This is a genomic window from Novosphingobium sp., from assembly GCF_041905565.1.
In the GTDB taxonomy this organism is placed as follows: Bacteria; Pseudomonadota; Alphaproteobacteria; order Sphingomonadales; family Sphingomonadaceae; genus Novosphingobium.
Genome location: NZ_JAYRKX010000004.1, coordinates 1 through 20790, shown reverse-complemented (window position 1 = coordinate 20790; position 20790 = coordinate 1). Strand labels below are relative to the sequence as shown.

The 20790-nt window shown below is 66.9% G+C and carries 23 protein-coding genes; 19 read left to right on the top strand and 4 right to left on the bottom strand.

What is annotated here, in order from left to right; genetic code table 11:
• The first annotated feature begins 2 nt into the window (after positions 1–2).
• Genes ACE3N9_RS04565 through ACE3N9_RS04555 form a run of 3 tightly spaced genes read left to right on the top strand, consistent with a single transcriptional unit; the run spans position 3 to position 2439 of the window.
• Positions 3–779: a glutathione S-transferase family protein gene (locus ACE3N9_RS04565; RefSeq protein WP_374281302.1), complete on the top strand. Its 777-nt coding sequence runs from the start codon at positions 3–5 to the stop codon at positions 777–779.
• A 4-nt stretch (positions 780–783) separates the two neighbouring features.
• Positions 784–1527 carry an alpha/beta fold hydrolase gene (locus tag ACE3N9_RS04560; protein WP_374281300.1) on the top strand — a complete coding sequence of 248 codons (744 nt, stop codon included), beginning with the start codon at positions 784–786 and terminating at the stop codon, positions 1525–1527.
• A 12-nt stretch (positions 1528–1539) separates the two neighbouring features.
• On the top strand, positions 1540–2439 hold the full coding sequence (locus tag ACE3N9_RS04555; RefSeq protein ID WP_374281298.1) for a TauD/TfdA dioxygenase family protein: 900 nt from the start codon (positions 1540–1542) through the stop codon (positions 2437–2439).
• Positions 2440–2564: 125 nt separating this feature from the next.
• Here the strand turns inward: ACE3N9_RS04555 and ACE3N9_RS04550 are convergent, their stop codons facing one another.
• Positions 2565–2966, bottom strand: a complete 402-nt coding sequence (locus ACE3N9_RS04550) for a VOC family protein (protein WP_374281296.1) — start codon at positions 2964–2966, stop codon at positions 2565–2567.
• A 17-nt stretch (positions 2967–2983) separates the two neighbouring features.
• Positions 2984–3838 (bottom strand): formyltetrahydrofolate deformylase, encoded by an 855-nt coding sequence (purU, locus tag ACE3N9_RS04545; RefSeq protein WP_374281294.1) that lies wholly within the window; start codon positions 3836–3838, stop codon positions 2984–2986.
• Positions 3839–3954: 116 nt separating this feature from the next.
• Between purU and ACE3N9_RS04540 the strand changes: the two genes are divergently transcribed.
• From ACE3N9_RS04540 to pheT, 9 genes are all read left to right on the top strand, one after another.
• Positions 3955–5358, top strand: a complete 1404-nt coding sequence (locus tag ACE3N9_RS04540; RefSeq protein WP_374281292.1) for an aminomethyl transferase family protein — start codon at positions 3955–3957, stop codon at positions 5356–5358.
• A gap of 25 nt (positions 5359–5383) precedes the next feature.
• Positions 5384–6265, top strand: a complete 882-nt coding sequence (locus ACE3N9_RS04535) for a methylenetetrahydrofolate reductase (RefSeq protein WP_374281290.1) — start codon at positions 5384–5386, stop codon at positions 6263–6265.
• Positions 6266–6267: 2 nt separating this feature from the next.
• Positions 6268–6945 (top strand): alpha/beta fold hydrolase, encoded by a 678-nt coding sequence (locus tag ACE3N9_RS04530; RefSeq protein WP_374281288.1) that lies wholly within the window; start codon positions 6268–6270, stop codon positions 6943–6945.
• Positions 6946–7112: 167 nt separating this feature from the next.
• Positions 7113–7316: a 50S ribosomal protein L35 gene (rpmI, locus tag ACE3N9_RS04525; protein WP_088308183.1), complete on the top strand. Its 204-nt coding sequence runs from the start codon at positions 7113–7115 to the stop codon at positions 7314–7316.
• Positions 7317–7371: 55 nt separating this feature from the next.
• Positions 7372–7731, top strand: coding sequence for a 50S ribosomal protein L20 (gene rplT / locus ACE3N9_RS04520; RefSeq protein ID WP_374281286.1), 360 nt, complete (start codon positions 7372–7374; stop codon positions 7729–7731).
• A gap of 198 nt (positions 7732–7929) precedes the next feature.
• Complete coding sequence (locus ACE3N9_RS04515; RefSeq protein ID WP_374281285.1) at positions 7930–8817, top strand: helix-turn-helix domain-containing protein; 888 nt, start codon at positions 7930–7932, stop codon at positions 8815–8817.
• Positions 8818–8886: 69 nt separating this feature from the next.
• On the top strand, positions 8887–9795 hold the full coding sequence (locus tag ACE3N9_RS04510) for a helix-turn-helix domain-containing protein (protein ID WP_374281283.1): 909 nt from the start codon (positions 8887–8889) through the stop codon (positions 9793–9795).
• 90 nt (positions 9796–9885) lie between these two features.
• The gene (pheS, locus tag ACE3N9_RS04505) at positions 9886–10983 is read left to right on the top strand and encodes a phenylalanine--tRNA ligase subunit alpha (RefSeq protein ID WP_374281281.1); all 1098 of its coding nucleotides are present in this window, start codon (positions 9886–9888) and stop codon (positions 10981–10983) included.
• The gene (gene pheT / locus ACE3N9_RS04500) at positions 10980–13370 is read left to right on the top strand and encodes a phenylalanine--tRNA ligase subunit beta (RefSeq protein ID WP_374281279.1); all 2391 of its coding nucleotides are present in this window, start codon (positions 10980–10982) and stop codon (positions 13368–13370) included. Before pheS ends, pheT begins: the two co-directional genes overlap by 4 nt.
• 52 nt (positions 13371–13422) lie before the next feature.
• Here pheT and aroC read toward each other — a convergent pair whose 3' ends face one another.
• Complete coding sequence (gene aroC, locus ACE3N9_RS04495) at positions 13423–14496, bottom strand: chorismate synthase (RefSeq protein WP_374281277.1); 1074 nt, start codon at positions 14494–14496, stop codon at positions 13423–13425.
• A gap of 72 nt (positions 14497–14568) precedes the next feature.
• Here aroC and ACE3N9_RS04490 point away from each other — a divergent pair, with 72 nt between their 5' ends.
• The 5 genes from ACE3N9_RS04490 (at position 14569) to ACE3N9_RS04470 (ending at position 17391) form a co-directional block, all read left to right on the top strand.
• Positions 14569–14880 (top strand): antibiotic biosynthesis monooxygenase, encoded by a 312-nt coding sequence (locus ACE3N9_RS04490; RefSeq protein ID WP_374281275.1) that lies wholly within the window; start codon positions 14569–14571, stop codon positions 14878–14880.
• Positions 14877–15224 (top strand): arsenate reductase, encoded by a 348-nt coding sequence (locus tag ACE3N9_RS04485; RefSeq protein WP_374281273.1) that lies wholly within the window; start codon positions 14877–14879, stop codon positions 15222–15224. Before ACE3N9_RS04490 ends, ACE3N9_RS04485 begins: the two co-directional genes overlap by 4 nt.
• Positions 15221–15811: a nicotinamide riboside transporter PnuC gene (gene pnuC / locus ACE3N9_RS04480; RefSeq protein ID WP_374281271.1), complete on the top strand. Its 591-nt coding sequence runs from the start codon at positions 15221–15223 to the stop codon at positions 15809–15811. Before ACE3N9_RS04485 ends, pnuC begins: the two co-directional genes overlap by 4 nt.
• Positions 15808–16344, top strand: coding sequence for an AAA family ATPase (locus ACE3N9_RS04475; protein ID WP_374281269.1), 537 nt, complete (start codon positions 15808–15810; stop codon positions 16342–16344). Before pnuC ends, ACE3N9_RS04475 begins: the two co-directional genes overlap by 4 nt.
• A gap of 141 nt (positions 16345–16485) precedes the next feature.
• Positions 16486–17391 (top strand): VacJ family lipoprotein, encoded by a 906-nt coding sequence (locus tag ACE3N9_RS04470; protein WP_374281267.1) that lies wholly within the window; start codon positions 16486–16488, stop codon positions 17389–17391.
• Here ACE3N9_RS04470 and ubiG read toward each other — a convergent pair.
• The gene (gene ubiG / locus ACE3N9_RS04465; RefSeq protein ID WP_374281265.1) at positions 17388–18122 is read right to left on the bottom strand and encodes a bifunctional 2-polyprenyl-6-hydroxyphenol methylase/3-demethylubiquinol 3-O-methyltransferase UbiG; all 735 of its coding nucleotides are present in this window, start codon (positions 18120–18122) and stop codon (positions 17388–17390) included. The genes ACE3N9_RS04470 and ubiG overlap by 4 nt on opposite strands.
• A 77-nt stretch (positions 18123–18199) precedes the next feature.
• Between ubiG and ACE3N9_RS04460 the strand changes: the two genes are divergently transcribed.
• Positions 18200–19471, top strand: a complete 1272-nt coding sequence (locus tag ACE3N9_RS04460) for an aspartate kinase (RefSeq protein ID WP_374281263.1) — start codon at positions 18200–18202, stop codon at positions 19469–19471.
• Between the two features lie 129 nt (positions 19472–19600).
• Complete coding sequence (locus tag ACE3N9_RS04455) at positions 19601–20608, top strand: NAD(P)H-dependent flavin oxidoreductase (protein WP_374281261.1); 1008 nt, start codon at positions 19601–19603, stop codon at positions 20606–20608.
• Positions 20609–20790: the final 182 nt, after the last annotated feature.

Below are 20790 nucleotides of genomic sequence, written 5' to 3'. Positions count from 1 at the left end.
CCATGGCTCTCAAATACTATCACGCCGAACCGCTGGCCAATTCGCTGAAGTCGATGGTGCCGCTCAAGGAAAAGGGGCTGGCCTACGAAAGCCACTATGTCGACCTGCACAAGTTCGAGCAGCATTCGGCCTGGTTCGTCGCGATCAATCCCGAAGGGCAGGTGCCCGTACTGGACCACGACGGGACGATCATCACCCACACCACGGTGATCAACGAATACCTGGAAGACGCCTTTCCCGATGCCCAGCCCGCCGATGGCCCGCTGCGCCCGCGCGATCCGGTGGGCGCCGCGCGGATGCGGTACTGGAACAAGTTCGTTGACGAACACGTGATGAATTACGTCTCGATGCACGGCTGGCACCGCATGGTCGGGATCATCGCCCGCAGCATCGAGGGCGGCGAATTCGAGCAGCTGCTGGAAAACATCCCCCTGCCCGACCAGCGCAAGAAATGGGCAACCGCGCGTTCCGGCTGGTCGGAGGCTGACCTTGCCGCCGCGACCGACAAGATCGTCTATGCGCTGGAAAAGGTCGAGAAGCAGCTGGGCGAAACGGCGTGGCTGGCCGGCAACGCCTATACCCTGGCGGACATCAATTTCTATTCGCACTGCGGGATGATGGTCGAACGGATGTTCCCGGAACTGGAAGTGGCCGCAAAGTACCCGCGCCTGGTCGACTGGCGCGAGCGGGTCACCGCCCGCCCCGCCGTGGCCGAAGCGCTCAAGAGCGAAGACCGCACTGCGCCCGGGCTGCGCACCTGGTCGGGCCACGTGCGCTAAGCCGATGGCCGGTTTCGTCCTGATCCATGGGTCCTGGCACGGCGGCTGGTGCTTTGACGAGGTTGCAGCATTGCTTCGCAGCAAAGGCCACAGTGTGATCGCCCCGACCCTGCCCGGCATGGGCGGCGACGAGGCTGAATTGCGTGCTGTTACCCTGCCCGGCTGGGGCGCTTATGCTGCGCAGCAATGCGCTGATCTCAAAGCACAACTTGGCGGCGCGCCGGTAGTGCTGGCAGGCCATTCGCGCGGCGGGCTGGTGGTCAGCACCGCGGCTGAGCAGAACCCCGAGGCAATGGACGCGCTGGTCTATATCTGCGCGATGATGCTGCCCGCCGGCATGAGCCGCGCCGCGTTCAAGGCGCTGGAGGAACCGACCCCCGATTTCGACGCGCTGATCAGCCCGGTCCACAATGGTGCGGGCACCGTGGTCGATCCGGCGGGCGCCGGGGCCGTCTTTGCCCAACTGTCCCCGCCCGAGCTGGTTGCCGCCGCCCTGCCCCGGCTGCTGGCCGAACCGCACGGGCCGCGCTCGACGCCAATCGAGGTGACTGCCGAACGCTGGGGCCGCCTGCCGCGCACCTATGTCGAATGCACGGCGGACCGCACCATCCCGATCGCCAGCCAGCGCAAGATGCAGGCCATGTCGCCGGGGGCGAAAGTGGTGACGCTGGACAGCGATCATTCGCCCTACCTGTGCTGCCCGCAGCAATTGGCCGAGGCGCTGATCGGGGCTATTCCCGCCGCTTGAGGAGACAAGTCCATGCGTGAAGTGCGGCTGAGCCCGGCGGGCGAATACGATAACGCCCCGCGCCCATACGCGCATATCACGGTGCGCCCGCTGGCCAGCGCGATGGGCGCGGAACTGCTGGACATCGATCTTGCCAATCTGACCGACGCGGCCTTTGCCGAAGTGCAGGACGCGCTGTGGCGGCACAAGATGATCTTCGCGCGGGGCCAACAGCTGGACCACGCCGCGCACGAGGCCTTCGCGCTGCGCTGGGGGCCCTTCGCGCCTGACGCCTATACCCACGGCGTGCCCGGCCACGCGAACGTCCAGCCGCTGATCAAGGAAGCCGACCACCGCAGCAAGGGCCTGTTCGGCAGCGGCTGGCACACTGATAGCCCGTTCCTGCCCGAACCGCCGGGAATGACGATCCTGCGCGCCGTGGAAGTGCCGCCGTGGGGCGGGGACACGGTCTGGGCCAACACCGCGCTGGCATACCGGATGCTCAGCCCGGCGATGCAGGCCATGCTGCGCCCGCTGAAAGTGCGGATGAGCGCGATGAACAACGCCTTCACCCAGAAGCAGGCCGACGGCAAGGAACTGAGCTTTGCCAGCGACGCCGCGCGGGAAGCCGCCTTTGCCGGCAATGCCCACCCACTGGTCCGCAGCCACCCGGTAACCGGCGAGCTGTCGCTCTATTTGGATGAAGTCTACGCGATCGGGATCGACGGGATGACCACGGCGGAAAGCCGCCCGCTGCTGGATTTCCTGTGCCAGCACATCACCCAGCACCACTTCACCTGCCGCCTGCGCTGGGACGTGGGCATGGTGGCAATGTGGGACAACCGCAGCGCGCTGCACCTGGCGGCCAACGATTACGACGGCTTTCGGCGCGAGATGTACCGCACCACCATGGCCGGGGAACGCCCGGTTTAGGATTACCCCCCGTCACCCCGGACTTGATCCGGGGGCCAGCTTTTCAGCGGCGCAAAAGGCAGCTGGACCCCGGATCAAGTCCGGGGTGACGGTAGTGGTTGAGCGGGGCGCTGAACGCCGGACGCTCAATCCCCGAAGAAATTGAGCTCCAGCAGCACGTTGTTGGGATCGGCCACGAAGATCTGGCGCAGGCCGATCGCTTCAACCAGGTTGACCTGGTAGGGCAGGTCCCGCGCCTCGATCCGGCGGATCATCTCGTCATAGCCGGTGCAATTGAGCGCCACGTGGTGGACCGCGCCGGTCAGCGCGCCGGGCTGCACTGCGCGGTCGAACATGCGCGGGCAATCGACCGAGTTGATGTGCATGATCGCCTTGCCGCCGGTATCATACATCCACTGCGCGTTCTGCGGGGTGAGCGGGGGCGGCGCGTCGCGCCGCTCCAGCCCGAGCAGGGTGCGGTAGAATTCCGCCGTCTCGTCGAGCCGGTCGGTGATGATGTTGACGTGATCGAGCCAGTTGACCTGCATCGCACCCGCTCCCCGCTTTAGCTGCGGAACACTACCGTCTTGTCGTGGTTCAGCAAGACGCGGTCTTCGAGGTGCAGCCGCACCGCTTCGGCCAGCACGCGGCGTTCGATGTCGCGGCCCTTGCGGACCATGTCCTCGGGGCTGTCGGCGTGAGTCACGGCTTCGACGTCCTGGTAGATGATCGGCCCTTCATCGAGATCGGCGGTGACGTAGTGCGCCGTCGCGCCGATCATCTTCACCCCGCGCGCATGGGCCTGGTGATAGGGCTTGGCGCCCTTGAAGCCGGGCAGGAACGAATGGTGGATGTTGATGCAGCGGCCCGACAGGAAGGCGGCCAGATCGTCGGACAGGATCTGCATGTAGCGCGCCAGCACGACCAGTTCGGCCCCGGTTTCGGTAACGACCTGCTTGATCTGCGCTTCCTGCTGCGGCTTGGTATCCTTGGTGATCGGGAAGTGGTGATAGGGCACATCGCCCAGCAGCGAGATCGACAGCGCTTCCTTGGGGTGGTTGCTGATGATCGCGACCACATCCATGTTCAGCTCGCCGATGCGGTTGCGGTACAGCAGATCGCCCAGGCAATGGTCGAATTTCGACACCATCAGCGCCACCTTGCGCCGCGCACCCTTGGCCCGCAGGCTCCAGGTCATCGCGTATTCGGCGGCCAGCGGTTCGAAGCCGCTGCGAATCGCCGCCACGTCGGCCGCCTGCGGATCGAACGCCACCCGCATGAAGAACTCGCCGCTCAAGGCATCGTTGAACTGCTGCGCTTCAAGGATATTTCCGCCTTTATCAAACAGATAACCCGTAACACGAGCGGTGATCCCGGCACGGTCGCGGCAGGACAGGGTGAGGATCTGGACCTCGGCCATCGGCATAACTCCCATTTGGTTGGTGCCCCCTAGCGGCACCGCTTTTCATTTGCACGACTAGCAAAATATAGTATGCAGTGCATACAAAATTCAACCGGAGAGGGAGTCGGGGCATCATGGCCGCCAACAATCTTGAACAGCTGCTGAGCTCACAGGGTAATATCGTCGACATGCTGCGCAATTCGCAGCTGGGTGCCTATGTCTATCCGGTGGTCGCGCCGGAATTTTCCAACTGGCGCAGCGAACAGTGGGCCTGGCAGCACAGCGCGGTGCTGTTCGACCAGTCGCACCACATGGTGAACCTGTACATTCGCGGGCGTGACGCCGGAAAGCTGCTGTCCGACACGATGATCAACAGCTCGAAGGGCTGGAGCGTCAACAAGGCCAAGCAGTATGTGCCGACCACGCCCTATGGCCACGTGATCGGCGATGGCATCATCTTCTGGGAAGAAGAAGAAAGCTTCACCTATGTCGGCCGCGCCCCGGCCAGCAACTGGCTGCGCTATCACGGCGCGACCGGCGGCTATGACGTGGACATCGAGCTGGACGACCGTTCGCCGATGCGCCCGATGGGCAAGCCCGTGACCCGCAAGGAATGGCGCTTCCAGATCCAGGGCCCGCAAGCCTGGAACGTGATCGAGAAGCTGCACGGCGGCCCGCTCGAACAGCTCAAGTTCTTCAACATGAGCACGATGAACATCGCCGGCCACACCGTGCGCACCCTGCGTCACGGCATGTCGGGCGCGCCGGGCCTCGAAATCTGGGGGCCTTACGAACAGCAGGAAGAAATCCGCGCCGCGATTCTCGAAGCCGGCAAGGAATTCGGTCTGATCGCCTGCGGCAGCCGCGCCTATCCGTCGAACACGCTGGAATCGGGCTGGATCCCCAGCCCGCTGCCCGCGATCTACACCGGCGAAAAGCTCAAGGGCTTCCGCGAATGGCTCGGCGCCGACAGCTATGAAGCGACCGGCTCGATCGGCGGTTCGTTCGTCTCGGACAAGATCGAGGACTATTACCTCAACCCGTGGGAACTGGGTTACGGCGGCTTCGTGAAGTTCGACCACGATTTCCACGGCCGCGAGGCGCTGGAACAGATCGATCCGGCCAAGCAGCGCAAGAAGGTGACCCTGGCCTGGCATCCCGAGGACATGGCCAAGATCATGGCTTCGCTGTTCAACCCGGACGGTGACCAGTACAAGTTCTTCGACGTGCCGCTGGCGAACTATGCCTCGTCCAACTACGACCGCGTGGTCGATGCGGGTGGCAAGACGGTCGGCCTGTCGATGTTCACCGGCTATTCCTACAACGAAAAGCAGGCGCTGAGCCTGGCGACGGTCGATCCCTCGATCGAGATCGGCACCGAAGTGCGCGTGGTCTGGGGCGAGGAAAACGGCGGCACGCGCAAGACCACGGTCGAACCGCACAAGCAGCTGGAAGTGCGCGCCATCGTCAGCCCGGTGCCTTACAGCCGGGTCGCGCGCGAAACCTACCAGGAAGGCTGGCGGTCGCAGGGCCTCTAAGGCACGCAAGCGGGAGGAGCGGACCATGGCCAAGGCCTCTGAACTGATCCACCCCAACTGGGACAAGGCCCCCGCCGGGATCACCGACGGGTTCAGCCTGGAAATGACCGCCAAGGATGAGGGGTCGCTGCGCGATGCGGCGCCCCTGATCCCGGCGGGCACCCCGGTGGCGATCACCTATCTGCCCGGCGAGGAACTGGCCGCGCGCGTCGCCGCCACGGTGGCGGTGCGCGAGCTGGGCTTCGAGCCGATGCCCCACTTCTCCGCCCGGCGGATCACGTCGCAGGATGATTTCGAAGGCTACCTCAAGGCCGTGGTCGATCAGGCCGGGGTGAAGCGCTGCTTCATCGTCGCGGGCGATCCGCCCGAACCGCAGGGCCCCTATTTCGATACCATGGCCCTGATCCGCACCGGCGCGTTCGAGCGCGCCGGGGTGCAGGCGATCGGCGTGGGCGGGCACCCGGAAGGGCACCCGAACATGACCGAGGCGCAGTGCTGGGACGTGCTGGAAGCCAAGGTCCGTGAAATCGAGGCACGCGGCATGGCGGCGCTGGTGGTCACCCAGTTCAGCTTCGATCCCGATGCCTGCCTCGCCTGGCTCAAGCAGCTGCGCGCGCGCGGGATCGAATGCCCGGTGCGGATGGGCGTGCCCGGCCCCGCCGGGATCAAGCGCCTGCTGGCCTATGCCGCGCGCTGCGGGGTGGGGGCGTCCACCTCGGTGCTCAAGAAATACGGCATCTCCGTCACGAACCTGCTGGGCACGGCCGGGCCGGACAAGCTGGTCAATGCCTTTGCCAAGGGGCTGGGCGATGAACACGGCCGGGTGCGGCTGCACTTCTATCCGTTCGGCGGGATGACCAAGACGCTCGAATGGATCCAGGAATACAACGCCAAGCACGGGATTTGAGCGTGACCAATTTCGTCCTTGTCCACGGGGCCTGGGGCGGCGGCTCGTCCTATGACCGGCTGGCGCGGGAACTGCGGGAACGCGGCCACACCGTGCTGGTCGCGCAGCTGGCCGGGCTTGGCACCCGGCGCGACGGGCTGAACCCGGCAATCGACCTGTCGACCCATGTGCGCGACGTGATCGGGCAGGTGGAAGCCGCCGGGATCGACCGCTTCGTGCTGTGCGGCCATTCCTATGGCGGGATGGTGATCACCGGGGTGGCGACGCGGCTGGGCGCGCGGATCGACGCCTTGTGCTATATCGACGCCTTCCTGCCCGGCGACGGGCAATCGCTGTGGGACATAACCGGCGATTACGAACACCGCTGGTACGTCGACACGCAGAAGGACACCCCCGGCCTGGTCGCGCCGATCGGGGGCGTCGAACTGCTCAAGAACCCGCGCTATGGCCGCCATCCGCTGCTGACCCTGCTGGAGCCGGTGCGCTTCACCGGCGAGGAAGCGAAAGTACCGCGCCGCACCTACATTTTCGCCACTGGCTGGCAGCCCAGCCCCTTTCCGCGCTTTCGCGACGCGGTAAATGGCGATCCCGCCTGGCAGCTGCACGAAGTGGGCGGCGGGCACGATGTGATGGCCGATCAGGGCGAACGGCTGCTCGAGATCGTGCTCGATCTTGCCTGAATCCGGCCGGAATGCCGCATTTGCGCGGCCTGGCCGGTGCTTAGCGCTTGCAATGCGGGCGATTCGCGCTTAGGGGCGCGCACTTCATTGACACGGAATCGATGGCCCGCCTGGCTAACTAGGGCTGCCAGGGCAGGTCGGACGTGTCTCAACTTGAGGAGACGAAAATGCCCAAGCTCAAGACCAAGAGCGGCGTCAAGAAGCGCTTCAAGCTCACTGCGACCGGCAAGATCAAGCATGGCGCAGTTGGCAAGCGGCACCGTTTGATCAGCCACAACGCCAAGTACATCCGCCAGCACCGCCGGACCGACACGATCTCTGACGCTGATGCGAAGACGATCAAGAAGTGGGCGCCCTACGGGCTGGGCTGAATCGGGCTGGTCCCGCACTGCGGGATCGCTCCAACGAAATTCGGAGTACTGAATTATGGCACGTGTCAAAAGGGGTGTTACCACCCGCGCCAAGCACAAGAACATTCTGGAACAGGCCAAGGGTTACCGCGGCCGCCGCAAGAACACCATTCGCGTTGCGCGTCAGGCGGTCGAAAAGGCCGGCCAGTACGCCTACCGCGACCGCAAGGTGAAGAAGCGGAGCTTCCGCGCCCTGTGGATCCAGCGCATCAACGCTGCGGTCCGCGCCGAAGGCCTGACCTATTCGCAGTTCATCCACGGCACCAAGCTGGCCGGGATCGAACTGGACCGCAAGGCCATGGCCGACCTGGCGATGAACGAAGGCGGCGTGTTCGCGGCCGTCATCGCCCAGGCAAAGGCCGCGCTGCCGGCCTGAGCCGCAGCGAAGGGTTAACGCCACAAGGGGCGCGCCAGAGCAATCTGGCGCGCCCTTTTCGTTTGATTGCAATGCACTAGCTGAATTGGGACAGTCAAACCCCCGGACGTCCTTGCCGAATAGTAAACATTCCGCCAATATTTGCCCCGCGGTGACGCCGGCAGCGTCGCCAGAACCAGGGTTCAGGGGAATTACCGGATGTCGAGCCAGCACGTCGGCGATGCCGTCACGGTGCGATTCTTTCTGCCATCCCCTGCCCTCGCCCCCTATATTTCGACTTATTATCTGACCGAGGTGCGCGGCCCGGCCGATACCACGGTGCAGGACTGGCTCCATCCCGAATGGGCCAATGTCCGCTTTGCCCGCAATCCGCGCTGGCAGGCCGCGATCGGCAGCGATGCGCTGCGCGAACCGCCGACCGTGATCGGCACCGGGCCAACCTGCCAGGCCGCGCATTTCCTGATCGGCCCGGCCCGGATCTGGGGGATCGGCGTGCTGCCGCTGGGCTGGGCGCGGCTGTGCAGCGGCGATGCCGCCCTGCATGCCGACCGCTTTACCGATGCCCGGGCTGAACCGGCCTATGCCGCGTTCGCCCCGCTGCTGGACACGGCTTTCACCGACGAGCCCGATCCCGCCGCCGAAGCCGCCCGGATCGACGCGCACCTGCTGGCCGAACTGGCCCGCCGCCCGCCCAGCGAGGACGAAGCCCGGATCCGCGCCGCCCACGCCGCGCTGCTCGATCACGAAGTCGGCTCGGTCGGCGAACTGGCCGAACGCCTGTCGCTGTCGCCGCGCTCGCTCGAACGGCTCAGCCTCAAGGCGTTCGGCTTTTCGCCCAAGCTGCTGCTGCGCCGCCAGCGGTTCCTGCGCAGCCTGGCCCAGTTCATGCTCGATCCCTCGCTCACCTGGATCAGGACGCTGGACTGGCAATATGTCGATCAGGCGCATTTCGTGCGGGATTTCAAGCGCTTCATGGGGATGAGCCCGAGCACCTATGCCCAGCTGGACCACCCCGTGCTGCGCGCCGCCGCGCGCGCCCGCGCCGCCGCCGCCGGCGCCGCCGTGCAGGCGCTGCACCGGCCCTGAGCTTCACTCCTCTTGCCAAGCGCACCCACAGCATGGCAGTCCACTGCCCAAGGCGGGAAAGGCCCTTCGGTGTCAGCAAACGTAGCAGTATCGGTTCGCTTCCACCCGCCGCCGGAAGACCTGCGGCGCTATTTCACGTCGTTCTATCACACCGAGATCACTGCCCCGCCGGGCGAGCTGGTGCGCGATGCGCTGCATCCCGAATGGGGCGGCCTGCGCTTTTTCGCCGGCGGCAATCCCCAGGCCCGGATCGCTGATGGGCCGCTGGTGGCGGGCGCGCGGTTCATCGCTACCGGTCCGACCACGCGCAGCACCGATTTCACCCTGGGCACCACCCGGATATGGGGCGTGGGCCTGCTGCCGCTGGGCTGGGCGCGGTTCGTGCGCCAGCCGGCCGCCGATCATGCCAATACGGCGGTCGATGGCGATCGCCATCCCGCTTTCGCCCGGTTCTCCCCGCTGGCCGACCGGCTGTGCGCCGCGCCGGGCGATCCGCTGGCAGAACTGACGCAGATCACCGCCTTCTTTCGCGGCCTGCCCGCCGTGCGCGACATCGATGCCGACCGCATCCTGGCGATCCACGCGGCGATGATCGATCCCGAAGTGGTCAGCGTGACCCAGCTGGTCGCCCGCGTCGGCGCCAGCCAGCGCACGGTCGAACGGCTGACCGCCCGGCATTTCGGCTTTTCGCCCAAGCAGCTGCTGCGCCGCCAGCGCTTCATGCGCAGCCTGGCGCAGTTCATGCTGGACCCTTCGCTCAAATGGATCGGGGCGATGGACTGGGCCTATCACGACCAGGCCCAGTTCGTGCGCGATTTCCACGAATTCATGGGCCAGACCCCGCGCGAATATGCCGCCACGCCGCACCCCGTGCTGGACGTGTTCACCCGCGAGCGGGCGCGGCTGCACGGCGCGGCGGTGCAGACGCTCGACAAGCCCGAAGGCGCCGCCCCCGCACCCAGCGCCGACGCCGCCTGAACATTGCCATTTTGACTCCGCTTTGACTCCGGGCGGCGCGCCGCTAAAGGCGCATCTCCCGCATTCGTCATCTGATGGAAAGACACCACCGTGGACTACGCAGCAACCGCAAACGAAGCGCAGGCGCGCATCGCCGCCGCGCCCGATCTTGACGCGCTGGAGAAACTGCGGGTCGAATTCCTGGGCAAGCAGGGTTCGATTTCCGCCCTGCTCAAGACGCTGGGCGGCCTTTCGCCGGAAGACCGGCAGGTGGTTGGCCCGCAGATCCACGCCCTGCGCGAAGGGGTGACCGCAGCGCTCTCCGCCCGCAAGGACGCGCTGGAGCAGGCTGCCCTTTCCGCGCGCCTTGCGGCCGAACGGATCGACCTGACCCTGCCCGCGCCGCAGGCCCCGCGCGGTTCGGTCCACCCGGTCAGCCAGGTGCTGGACGAGCTGGCCGAAGTGTTCGCGGACCTCGGCTTCTCGGTCGCCACCGGACCCGAGATCGAGGACGACTGGCACAATTTCACCGCGCTCAACATTCCGGAAAGCCATCCGGCGCGCGCGATGCACGATACCTTCTATTTCCCCGATCACGACGCCGAAGGGCGGCGGATGCTGCTGCGCACTCACACCAGCCCGGTGCAGATCCGCGCGATGCTGGCGCAGGGCGCGCCGATCCGCATCATCGCTCCGGGCCGGGTCTATCGCAGCGACAGCGACGCGACCCACACCCCGATGTTCCACCAGGTCGAAGGGCTGGTGATCGACAAGGGCATTCACCTTGGCCACCTCAAGTGGACGCTGGAAACCTTCCTCAAGGCGTTCTTCGAGCGCGAGGACATCGTCCTGCGGCTGCGCCCCAGCTACTTCCCGTTCACCGAACCTTCGGTCGAAGTGGACGTCGGCTTTGCGCTGGTAAACGGCAAGCGTGCGCTGGGCGGCAGCGGCGATGCGCCGGGCCACGGCTGGATGGAACTGCTGGGCAGCGGCATGGTCAACCGCAAGGTGATTGCCGCGGGCGGGCTCGATCCCGACGAATGGCAGGGCTTCGCCTTTGGCGTGGGGGTCGACCGCCTCGCCATGCTGAAATACGGAATGGATGACCTGCGCGCCTTCTTCGATGGCGATGCGCGCTGGCTGGGCCACTATGGCTTCTCCGCGCTTGACGTTCCGACCCTGTCCGCCGGCGTGGGAGTTGTGGCATGAAGTTCTCGCTGACCTGGCTCAAGGACCACCTCGATACCGACGCCTCGGTCGAGGAAATCGCAGCCAAGCTCAACGCCATCGGGCTTGAGGTGGAAAGCGTCGAAGACCCCGCCGCCAAGCTGGCCGGGTTCACCGTCGCCCGCGTGCTGACCGCCGAGCGCCACCCCAATGCCGACAAGCTGCAGGTGCTGAGCGTCGATACCGGCCGGGGCGAACCGCTCCAGGTGGTCTGCGGCGCGCCCAATGCCCGCGCCGGGCTGGTCGGCGTGCTGGGCCTGCCGGGCGCGGTGGTGCCCGCGGGCGGCTTCGAGCTGAAGAAAAGCGCGATCCGCGGGGTCGAGAGCAACGGCATGATGTGTTCCACGCGCGAGCTGGAACTGGGCGAGGATCACGACGGGATCATCGAACTGCCCGCCGATGCGCCCGTGGGCATGCCCTTTGCCGAATACCACGGCAGCGATCCGGTGTTCGATGTGGCGATCACGCCCAACCGGCCCGACTGCATGGGGGTTTACGGGATCGCCCGCGATCTCGCCGCCGCCGGCCTCGGCACGCTGAAGCCGATCGCGGCGCAGGCCGTGCCGGGCAGCTTTGCCTGCCCCCTGCCGATCCGCACCGACGATCCCGCCGGCTGCCCGGCGTTCCACGGCCGCGTCATTCGCGGGGTGAAGAACGGCCCCTCGCCCGACTGGATGCAGGCGCGCCTGCAAAGCGCGGGCCAGCGCCCGATTTCGGCGCTGGTCGACATTACCAACTATGTCATGCTGGCCTATGGCCGCCCGGCCCACGCCTATGACCTGGCCAGGCTGACCGGCGCAATCTTTGCCCGCCGCGCGCATGATGGGGAAACCGTGCTGGCGCTGAACGGCAAGGAATATACCCTCGACAGCGAAATGACCGTGATTGCCGACGATGCCGGCGTCCACGACATCGCCGGGATCATGGGCGGCGAGCATTCGGGCTGTTCGGACACGACCACCGACGTGCTGCTGGAAGTGGCCTATTTCGATCCGGTGCGGATCGGCGACACGGGCCGCAAGCTGGGCCTCACCTCGGACGCGCGCCAGCGGTTCGAGCGCGGGGTCGATCCGGCCTTCCTCGATGCCGGGCTCGAACTGCTCACCACCTTGATCATCGAGATCTGCGGCGGCGAGGCGAGCGAGGTGATCCGCGCGGGCGAAGCGCCGAGCGGGACCAAGGTGGTGGCTTATGACCCTGCCCTGTCCGAACGGCTGGGCGGCGTCGCCATTCCCGAAGACCAGCAGCGCGCCACGCTGCGCGCGCTGGGCTTTGCCAGCGACGCGCGCTGGAACGTGGTGGTGCCGAGCTGGCGCCCCGACGTGGACGGCGCGCCCGACCTGGTGGAAGAAGTGGTCCGCATCCACGGGCTGGACAACGTCGCCAGCGTGGCCCTGCCGCGCACCGATGGCGTGGCCCGGCCCACCGCCAGCCCGGCTCAGAAGCTGGAGCGCAAGCTGCGCCGCGCCGCTGCCGCGCGCGGGCTGAACGAAGCGGTCACCTGGTCGTTCCTGCCCACCGCCGAGGCGGAAGCCTTTGCGGAGGCGGGAAGCGACCTGTGGGTGCTCGACAATCCGATCAGCGAGGACATGAAGGCGATGCGCCCCTCGCTGCTGCCGGGGCTGCTGTCTGCCGCCAAGCGCAATCTCGATCGCGGGGCCAGCGGCCTGCGCCTGTTCGAACTGGGCCGCCGCTACCTGCGCGGTGCGGGCGGCCATTCGGACGAACGGCTGACGCTGGGCGTGGTGCTGGCGGGCGAAAAGGCCCCGCGCGGCTGGGCGAATGGCAAGGCGCAGGCGTTTGACGCCTTCGACGCCAAGGCCGAGGCCCTGGCCCTGCTGGCCGAAGCCGGTGCGCCGGTCGACAACCTGCAGGTCATGGGCGAAGCGGGCGAGCAGTTCCATCCCGGCCAGTCAGCCACGCTGCGGCTTGGCCCCAAGACCGTGCTGGCGCGCTTCGGCATGCTGCACCCGGCCACGCTCAAGGCGTTCGATGTCGCGGCTCCGGTCGCGGCGGTGGAACTGTTCCTCGATGCGATTCCGGGCAAGAAGGCCGCCGGCTTTGCCCGCGCCGCCTATGCCCCGCCGGCGCTGCAGGCGGTGACCCGCGACTTTGCCTTCCTCGTCCCGGCGGACCTGCCAGCGGGCGATCTGGTCCGCGCGGTGCGCGGCGCGGACAAGGCCAATGTCGTCGCGGTGCGGCTGTTCGACGATTTCCGCGGCCAGGGCGTGCCCGAAGGGCACAAGTCGCTGGCCATCGAAGTGACGCTGCAACCGGGCGAGAAAAGCTACGACGAGGCGGAACTGAAGGCGATTGCCGAACGCATCACCGCTGCGGCGGCCAAGCTGGGCGCGGTGCTGCGCGGCTAGAGGCCGCCTGCACCGGGTTCAGCAGCCGCACCGGGGGGTGACCCCTGCCGGGTCAACCCGCCCCGCATTGCCCCCGATGCAGCAGCTTGTGATCGGCCAGCACCAGCGCCATCATCGCTTCGACCACAGGCACGCCGCGAATGCCGACGCAGGGGTCATGGCGGCCCTTGGTGAACATGTCCGCCGCCTCGCCATCGCGGGTGATGGTCTGCTGCGGGGTCAGGATCGAACTGGTCGGCTTGAACGCCACGCGCACCAGCACCGGCTGACCGGTGGAAATCCCGCCCGCGATCCCGCCGGCATGGTTGGCAAGGAACTGCGGCCCGCCCGCGCCGGGGCGCATCGGATCGGCGTTCTGCTCGCCGGTCAGGCGCGCGGCGGCGAACCCGTCGCCGATCTCCACGCCCTTGACCGCGTTGATCCCCATCATCCCTGCAGCAAGGTCGGCATCAAGCTTGCCATAGAGCGGCGCGCCCCAGCCGGCGGGCACGCCCGTGGCCACGCATTCAACCACTGCGCCGACCGACGATCCGGCCAGCCGCGCATCGTCGACGATCTTTTCCCAGCGCTTTGCCGCTGCCGCATCGGGGCAGAAGAACGGATTGTTGCCGATCTCGCCCGCGTCGAAACTGGCCCGGTCGATCGCGTCGCCGCCGATTTCCGAGACATAGCCGGTGATCGTCACTTCGGGGATGACCAGCCGGGCCACCGCGCCTGCTGCGACCCGCGCCGCCGTTTCGCGCGCGCTGCTGCGCCCGCCGCCGCGATAGTCGCGAAAGCCGTACTTCGCGTCATAGGCATAGTCGGCATGGCCGGGGCGATAGGCCTTGGCGACGTCCGAATAGTCCTTGCTGCGCTGGTCGACGTTTTCGATCATCAGCGAAATCGGCGTGCCGGTGGTCCGCCCTTCGAACAGGCCCGACAGGATCCGCACCGCGTCAGGTTCCTGGCGCTGGGTGGTGAACTTCGACTGCCCCGGACGGCGCGCATCAAGGTAGGGCTGGATCACGCCTTCGCTCAGTTCCAGCCCCGGCGGGCAGCCATCGACCACGGCGCCCAAAGCGGGCCCGTGGCTTTCGCCCCAGGTGGTGAAACGCAGCAGACGACCGAATGTGTTGACGGACATTGCGCGGCTTTGTCGCGGATATGGTAAAAAGTCCACTCCCATGCCGCGCCTTGAGCAGCTAGGACGGTGCCCATGTTCCTAGTCGTCTTCCGCAATCGCAAGCGCGCCGGGCTGGACCAGGCCGCCTATGGCGCCGATGCCGCGCGGATGGAGGAACTCGCCCGCGCCCAGCCGGGCTTCCTTTCGTTCAAGAGCTACGTGGCCGACGACGGCGAGGTGATCGCCCTGTCCGAATGGGCCGATGCCGAGGCTGCGCGCGCCTGGGGCAGCCAGAGCGACCATGCCGTGGTGCAGAGCCGGGGCCGCGCTGACTATTACCAGGACTATACGCTTTACACTTGCGACAATCCCCGCACGCACCGTTTCGAAAGGCCGCCCGCGTGACCGTGACCCTTTATGGAATTCCCAACTGCGACACCGTGAAGAAGGCCCGCACCTGGCTGGACGGCGAAGGAATCGCCCATGCCTTCCATGACTACAAGAAGGCCGGGGCCGATGCGGGCCAGCTGGTGGCGTGGTGCGATGCGGCGGGCTGGGACAAGGTGCTGAACCGCGCCGGGACCACGTTCAAAAAGCTGCCCGATGCCGACAAGGCCGACCTCGACCAGGCAAAGGCGGTGGCGCTGATGGCGGCCAACCCCAGCTGCATCAAGCGGCCGATCGTGGAACACCCCGGCGGCCTGCTGGTGGGGTTCAAGCCGGCTGACTGGGCCGCCGCGCTCAAATGATCATTGATCCCGCCATGCTCGCCAGGCTCGAATGGGTGGCCGCCGGGCTGGGGCTGGTCAACATCGCGCTGCTGATCTTCCGCAGCGCGTGGAACTTCCTGTTTGCGATCCTGTCGGTCGCGATCTACGTGTTCATTTTCTTCGAAAACCGGCTCTACGCCGAAAGCGCGCTGCAGGTGTTCTACATCCTGGCCAACGTCTGGGGCTGGCTGCTGTGGCGCCGCGCCGGGGGGACGGAAGCGCGCGTGCCGGTGCGCTGGCTGGACTGGCCCAGCCGCGTGGTCTGGCTGACGGTTACCGCCGCGCTCAGCCTGAACCTGGGCTGGGTGATGCACCGTTATACCAATGCGGCCATGCCGTTCGCGGATTCGGCCATCGCCGGGGCCAGCGTGGCGGCCCAATTGCTGCTGGGCTTCCGCCGGATCGAAAACTGGGTGGTATGGATCGCGGTCGATGTTGCTGCGGTGCTGCTCTACATCAATCGCGGGCTCTACCCCACCGCCGGGCTCTATGCCGGGATGCTGGTGATGTGCCTGGTTGGCCTGAAGGAATGGGTCGAGGCCGAACGGCGGGGGACGGGGGTTTGATCCGCATCTGCCTGCACGGCGCGGAAAGCACCGGCAAATCCGTGCTGGCGGACAAGCTCAGCCGCGAACTGGGGGTGCCGTGGGTGCCCGAATACGGCCGCACCTATTGCGAGGAGCGCGGCACCGAGTTGACGATGGACGACCTGCGGGCGATTGCGGCAGGGCAGCAGGCCGCCGTCGATGCGGCCATGGCCAATCGCCCGCCGCTGTTGCTGCTCGACACTGACCAACTGATGACCGCCGCCTGGGCCGAAATGCTGTTCGGCAGCGTGCCGGATGAGCTGCTGGCCTATCCCAAGGCTGATCTTTACCTGCTGTTCGCAGCCGATGTGCCGTGGGTGGACGATGGCACGCGCTTTTTCGGCCAGGGGCCGCTGCGCAGCCGTTTTGCCGCGCTGGCAGAAGACATGCTGCTGCGCGCCAATGTACCGTGGCGGCGAATCGGTGGCGGCTGGGCCGAACGCGAGGCACAAGTCCGCGCGGTGATCGCCGAAACGTTGCCGGTGAACGGCGGAACGCCCGCCCGGGCTTGACCGGCAAGGCGCAGTTCATCATTCGCTGGGCAAGAATGAACGCGGTGTTCATGCAGGCGCGGTCGCGGCGCCGGACACCGCACAGGGGAAAATGATGACGACGGGTCGCTATTGCCGCACATCGCGCCGGAACCGGGCGCAGTGACATCGTCTGCCGCGCTGCTGGCGCTGACGCTGGCCGGAACCGCGCCCCAGGCGGCGGCGCCCCTTGCCCAGCCCGATCCCGCCCCCGTGGCCGCGCCCGTCCCGCCGCCGGCATTGCCGGACCCCGTGGCCGCCGAGCCTGTGCCGGTAAAGGCTGCCGAACCGGGCGAAATCGTGGTCACCGCCCGCCAGGGCCCGCCGCCGGGCGATCCGGCGGAACGGATCAACATGGTCAGTTTCGAAGCCATGCAGGGCGTGGACCAGGCGCTGGTCGGACCGGTCAGCCAGGGCTATGAAAAGGGCGTGCCCAAACCGCTGCGCCAGGGGCTGCGCAATGCGCTTAACAACCTGTCCGAGCCGGTCAATTTCGTGAACTACCTGCTCCAGTTGAAGCCCGGCAAGGCGCTGCGCACGCTGGGCCGCTTCACCATCAACAGCACCGTCGGGGTGGCCGGGCTGGTCGATCTGGCCAGCCGCAAGCCGATTGGCCTGCCCTATCGCCGCAACGGCTTTGCCAACACCTTCGGCTATTACGGTATCGGCCAGGGGCCCTACATGTTCCTGCCGCTGATCGGCCCGACCACCGCGCGCGACCTGACCGGGCGGATGCTTGACCTGTCGTTCCTGCCCACGCTGGGCGGCGCGCCGTTCAACACGCCGTACTATTCGCTCGGCACCGGCACGGTCCGCAGCCTGGATGACCGGGTGGAATTCGACGAGACGCTGCGCAAGCTGCGCAATGACTGCCCGGATTTCTACGCCTCGGAACGGCAGTGGTATCTCGCCACGCGCAAGGCGGACATCGAGGACCTGCACGGCCGCCATGTCGACATGGCCACGCTGCTGCCCGAATGCCTCCAGCCCGAAGCGCCTGCTGCGCCGCCGCCTGCCGCCGCGCCCTAGGCGGCGGTCACGCTGACGATATAGTTCAGCGCCAGATCGTCCGACAGGTGCAGCCCCGCCAGCGGTGACCAGCCGATCCCGCGCGGCTGGCCCATCGCCAGCCCGGCCCCGTCCAGCAACTCGCCCAGTTCATCCGGCGTGATGAAATCGTCCCAGTGGTGGGTGCCGCGCGGGACCATGCCCAGCCGCTCCGCCGCCTCGACCATCAGCAGCCGCGCCTTTGGCGTGCGGTTGGGAGTGGACAGGATCATCAGCCCGCCCGGCGCCAAGCACTTGCCCAAAGCGGCGATGAAGGCCGCCTTGTCGGCCACGTGCTCGATCACTTCCATCGAACAGACCAGATCGAACTGGACCAGCGCCAGTTCGGCAATGTCGCCGTGGCAATAGTCGATGGCGAGGCCGCCGCCGACCGCATGGGCCGCCGCCGCCGCGACGTTTTCCGCCGCCGCATCCACGCCCGTCACATGCGCGCCCAGCCGCGCCAGCGGTTCGCACAGCAGCCCCGCGCCGCAGCCGACGTCGAGCGCGCGCTTGCCCGCGAGGGGGCGCACACCGAGCGAATCACCCGGCCAGTGCGTGTCGATTGCCTCGCGGATGAATTGCAGCCGCACCGGGTTCAACCGGTGGAGCATGGCCGAAGACCCCTTGGGGTCCCACCAATCGGCGGCCAGGCGGCCAAAATGCGCCGCTTCTTCGGCCCGGATCGTTGCGGATGAACTTGCATTACCCATGCACCCTCCCTAACAGGGCGCGCGCTTTGGGGCGAGGGGCCCTGAAGGCAAGATTCTTGCGGAAAGGTGGGACACGCGTGGCCCGCATCGTGATGAAATTCGGCGGCACCTCGATGGCCGGCTCGGAACGCATCCGCCGCGTCGCCAACATCGTGCGCCGCCAGCAGGCGGCCGGGCACGAAGTGGCGGTGGTGGTTTCGGCCATGGCCGGGGAGACCGACCGGCTGGTGAACTTCTGCCGCGAGGCGAACCCGCTCTACGATCCGGCGGAATACGACGTTGTCGTCGCCTCGGGCGAACAGGTCACCGCCGGGCTGCTGGCAATGACCCTGCAGGCACTGGGCTGCAAGGCGCGTTCGTGGCTGGGCTGGCAGCTGCCGGTCCGCACTGACGATGCCCATGCCAAGGCGCGGATCGAAACGATCGATTCGCCGGAGTTGCTGGCCTCGATGGCCGCCGGCGAAATCGCCGTGATCCCGGGTTTCCAGGGGCTGACCCACGACAACCGCATCACCACCCTGGGGCGCGGCGGGTCGGACACTTCGGCCGTGGCCGTGGCCGCCGCAATCAAGGCGGACCGCTGCGACATCTACACCGACGTCGACGGGGTCTATACCACCGACCCGCGCATCGTCGCCAAGGCGCGCAAGCTCAAGAACGTCACCTATGAAGAGATGCTGGAACTGGCCAGCGTCGGTTCCAAGGTGCTCCAGACCCGCTCGGTCAGCCTGGCGATGAAGGAAGGCGTGCGCGTGCAGGTGCTGTCCAGCTTCATCGACGATGACGCTACCCCTGCCGACGAAATCCCCGGGACGATGATCGTTTCCGACGAAGAACTTGCCAGAATCCAGGAAGGCCTCGACATGGAACGCCAGCTGATCACCGGCATCGCCGCCGACAAGAACGAAGCCAAGATCATCCTGACCCGCGTGCCCGACCGGCCCGGCGCGGTGGCGACGATCTTCGGCCCGCTGGCCGCTGCCAACATCAACGTCGACATGATCATCCAGAACGTCGGCCGCGACAAGGGCGAGACGGACGTGACCTTCACCGTCCCCAGCGCCGACCTGCTGCGCGCGCAGACCCTGCTCGAAGCGCAGAAGGAAGCGATCGGGTTCAACCGCATCATCACCGACGGCAAGGTTGCCAAGATCAGCGTCGTCGGCGTCGGCATGAAGAGCCACGCGGGCGTTGCCAGCACCATGTTCCGCGCGCTGGCAGACCGGGGCATCAACATCCAGGCGATCAGCACTTCGGAAATCAAGGTTTCGGTCCTGATCGACGAGGACGAGACCGAACTCGCCGTGCGCGTGCTGCACACCGCCTACGGCATGGACGCCGAGGACTGAGCGATCCAGCGCTGATGAACAAGGCAGGCCGGGCAGGACAGTGACGTTCTGCCCGGCTTCGCCCGTTTGTTGCCACAAAGCCGCGCGATAGGCGCGGCATTACACCTCCCCAGCACCGGAACCCCCTGCATGACCGCCTATCCCAAGACCACCAAGCTGATGCAGCGCGGGATCGATTTCCTGGGCAGCGAAACCGCGATCCTGTGCGGCGCGATGAGCTGGGTGAGCGAGCGCCATCTGGTCGCCGCGATCAGCAATGCCGGCGGCTTTGGCGTGATCGCCTGCGGGGCGATGACGCCGGAACTGCTCGACGCGGAGATCGCCGGGACCAAGACGCTCACCGCCAAGCCGTTCGGCGTCAACCTGATCACCATGCACCCGATGCTGTTCGATCTGATCGCGGTCTGCGCGAAGCACCAGGTCAGCCACGTCGTGCTGGCCGGCGGCATCCCGCCCAAGGGCAGTGTCGAGGCGATCAAGGCGTTCGGCGGCAAGGTGCTGGTCTTCGCCCCCACCCTGGCGCTGGCCAAGCGCCTGCTGCGCACCGGGGCCGACGCGCTGGTGATCGAAGGCAGCGAAGCGGGCGGCCACATCGGCCCGGTGGCAACCAGCGTGCTGGCGCAGGAATTCCTGCCCGAGCTGGCCGAAGACCACGTGGTCTTCGTTGCCGGGGGGATCGGCCGGGGCGACATGATCGCCGCCTACCTCGAAATGGGCGCATCGGGCGTGCAGCTGGGCACGCGGTTCGCTTGCGCCAGCGAAAGCATTGCCCACCCGGCGTTCAAGCAGGCCTTCTTCCGCGCCAATGCGCGCGATGCCGAAGCCAGCGTCCAGGTCGACCCGCGCCTGCCGGTGATCCCGGTCCGCGCGCTGAAGAACAAGGGCACCGAAGCCTTCACCGCCAAGCAGCGCGAAGTGGCCCAGCTGCTGGACGAGGGCAAGATCGACATGGGCGAGGCCCAATTGCAGATCGAACACTTCTGGGCCGGCGCCCTGCGCCGCGCGGTGATCGACGGCGATGTCGAGCACGGCTCGGTCATGGCCGGCCAGTCGGTCGGCATGGTGACCAAGGAACAGCCCGCCGCCGAAATCGTCGCCGAACTGATGGCCGAGAGCGAAGCGGCGCTTTCGCGCTGAGTTGATTTGTCCGCCTGACGGCGGTGCGGGAAGGCCATCCGGCCTTCCCTTGCAACACCAGCCCGCTCCCCCGGCAGAGTTTCCCTCCGGCTCACGCCGGTGCGGAAAAGCCATCCGGCTTTTCCTGGCCTGGCCGGCCCGCTCCCCCGGCCCAACCACCCGTTTAAGGTACCCTGTGGGTG

Coding starts and splice junctions, on each gene's coding strand:
- ACE3N9_RS04565 (WP_374281302.1), top strand. CDS start 3: ATGGCTCTCAAATACTATCACGCCGAACCGCTGGCCAATTCGCTGAAG.
- ACE3N9_RS04560 (WP_374281300.1), top strand. CDS start 784: ATGGCCGGTTTCGTCCTGATCCATGGGTCCTGGCACGGCGGCTGGTGC.
- ACE3N9_RS04555 (WP_374281298.1), top strand. CDS start 1,540: ATGCGTGAAGTGCGGCTGAGCCCGGCGGGCGAATACGATAACGCCCCG.
- ACE3N9_RS04550 (WP_374281296.1), bottom strand. CDS start 2,966: ATGCAGGTCAACTGGCTCGATCACGTCAACATCATCACCGACCGGCTC.
- purU (WP_374281294.1), bottom strand. CDS start 3,838: ATGGCCGAGGTCCAGATCCTCACCCTGTCCTGCCGCGACCGTGCCGGG.
- ACE3N9_RS04540 (WP_374281292.1), top strand. CDS start 3,955: ATGGCCGCCAACAATCTTGAACAGCTGCTGAGCTCACAGGGTAATATC.
- ACE3N9_RS04535 (WP_374281290.1), top strand. CDS start 5,384: ATGGCCAAGGCCTCTGAACTGATCCACCCCAACTGGGACAAGGCCCCC.
- rpmI (WP_088308183.1), top strand. CDS start 7,113: ATGCCCAAGCTCAAGACCAAGAGCGGCGTCAAGAAGCGCTTCAAGCTC.
- rplT (WP_374281286.1), top strand. CDS start 7,372: ATGGCACGTGTCAAAAGGGGTGTTACCACCCGCGCCAAGCACAAGAAC.
- ACE3N9_RS04515 (WP_374281285.1), top strand. CDS start 7,930: ATGTCGAGCCAGCACGTCGGCGATGCCGTCACGGTGCGATTCTTTCTG.
- pheT (WP_374281279.1), top strand. CDS start 10,980: ATGAAGTTCTCGCTGACCTGGCTCAAGGACCACCTCGATACCGACGCC.
- aroC (WP_374281277.1), bottom strand. CDS start 14,496: ATGTCCGTCAACACATTCGGTCGTCTGCTGCGTTTCACCACCTGGGGC.
- ACE3N9_RS04490 (WP_374281275.1), top strand. CDS start 14,569: ATGTTCCTAGTCGTCTTCCGCAATCGCAAGCGCGCCGGGCTGGACCAG.
- pnuC (WP_374281271.1), top strand. CDS start 15,221: ATGATCATTGATCCCGCCATGCTCGCCAGGCTCGAATGGGTGGCCGCC.
- ubiG (WP_374281265.1), bottom strand. CDS start 18,122: ATGGGTAATGCAAGTTCATCCGCAACGATCCGGGCCGAAGAAGCGGCG.
- ACE3N9_RS04455 (WP_374281261.1), top strand. CDS start 19,601: ATGACCGCCTATCCCAAGACCACCAAGCTGATGCAGCGCGGGATCGAT.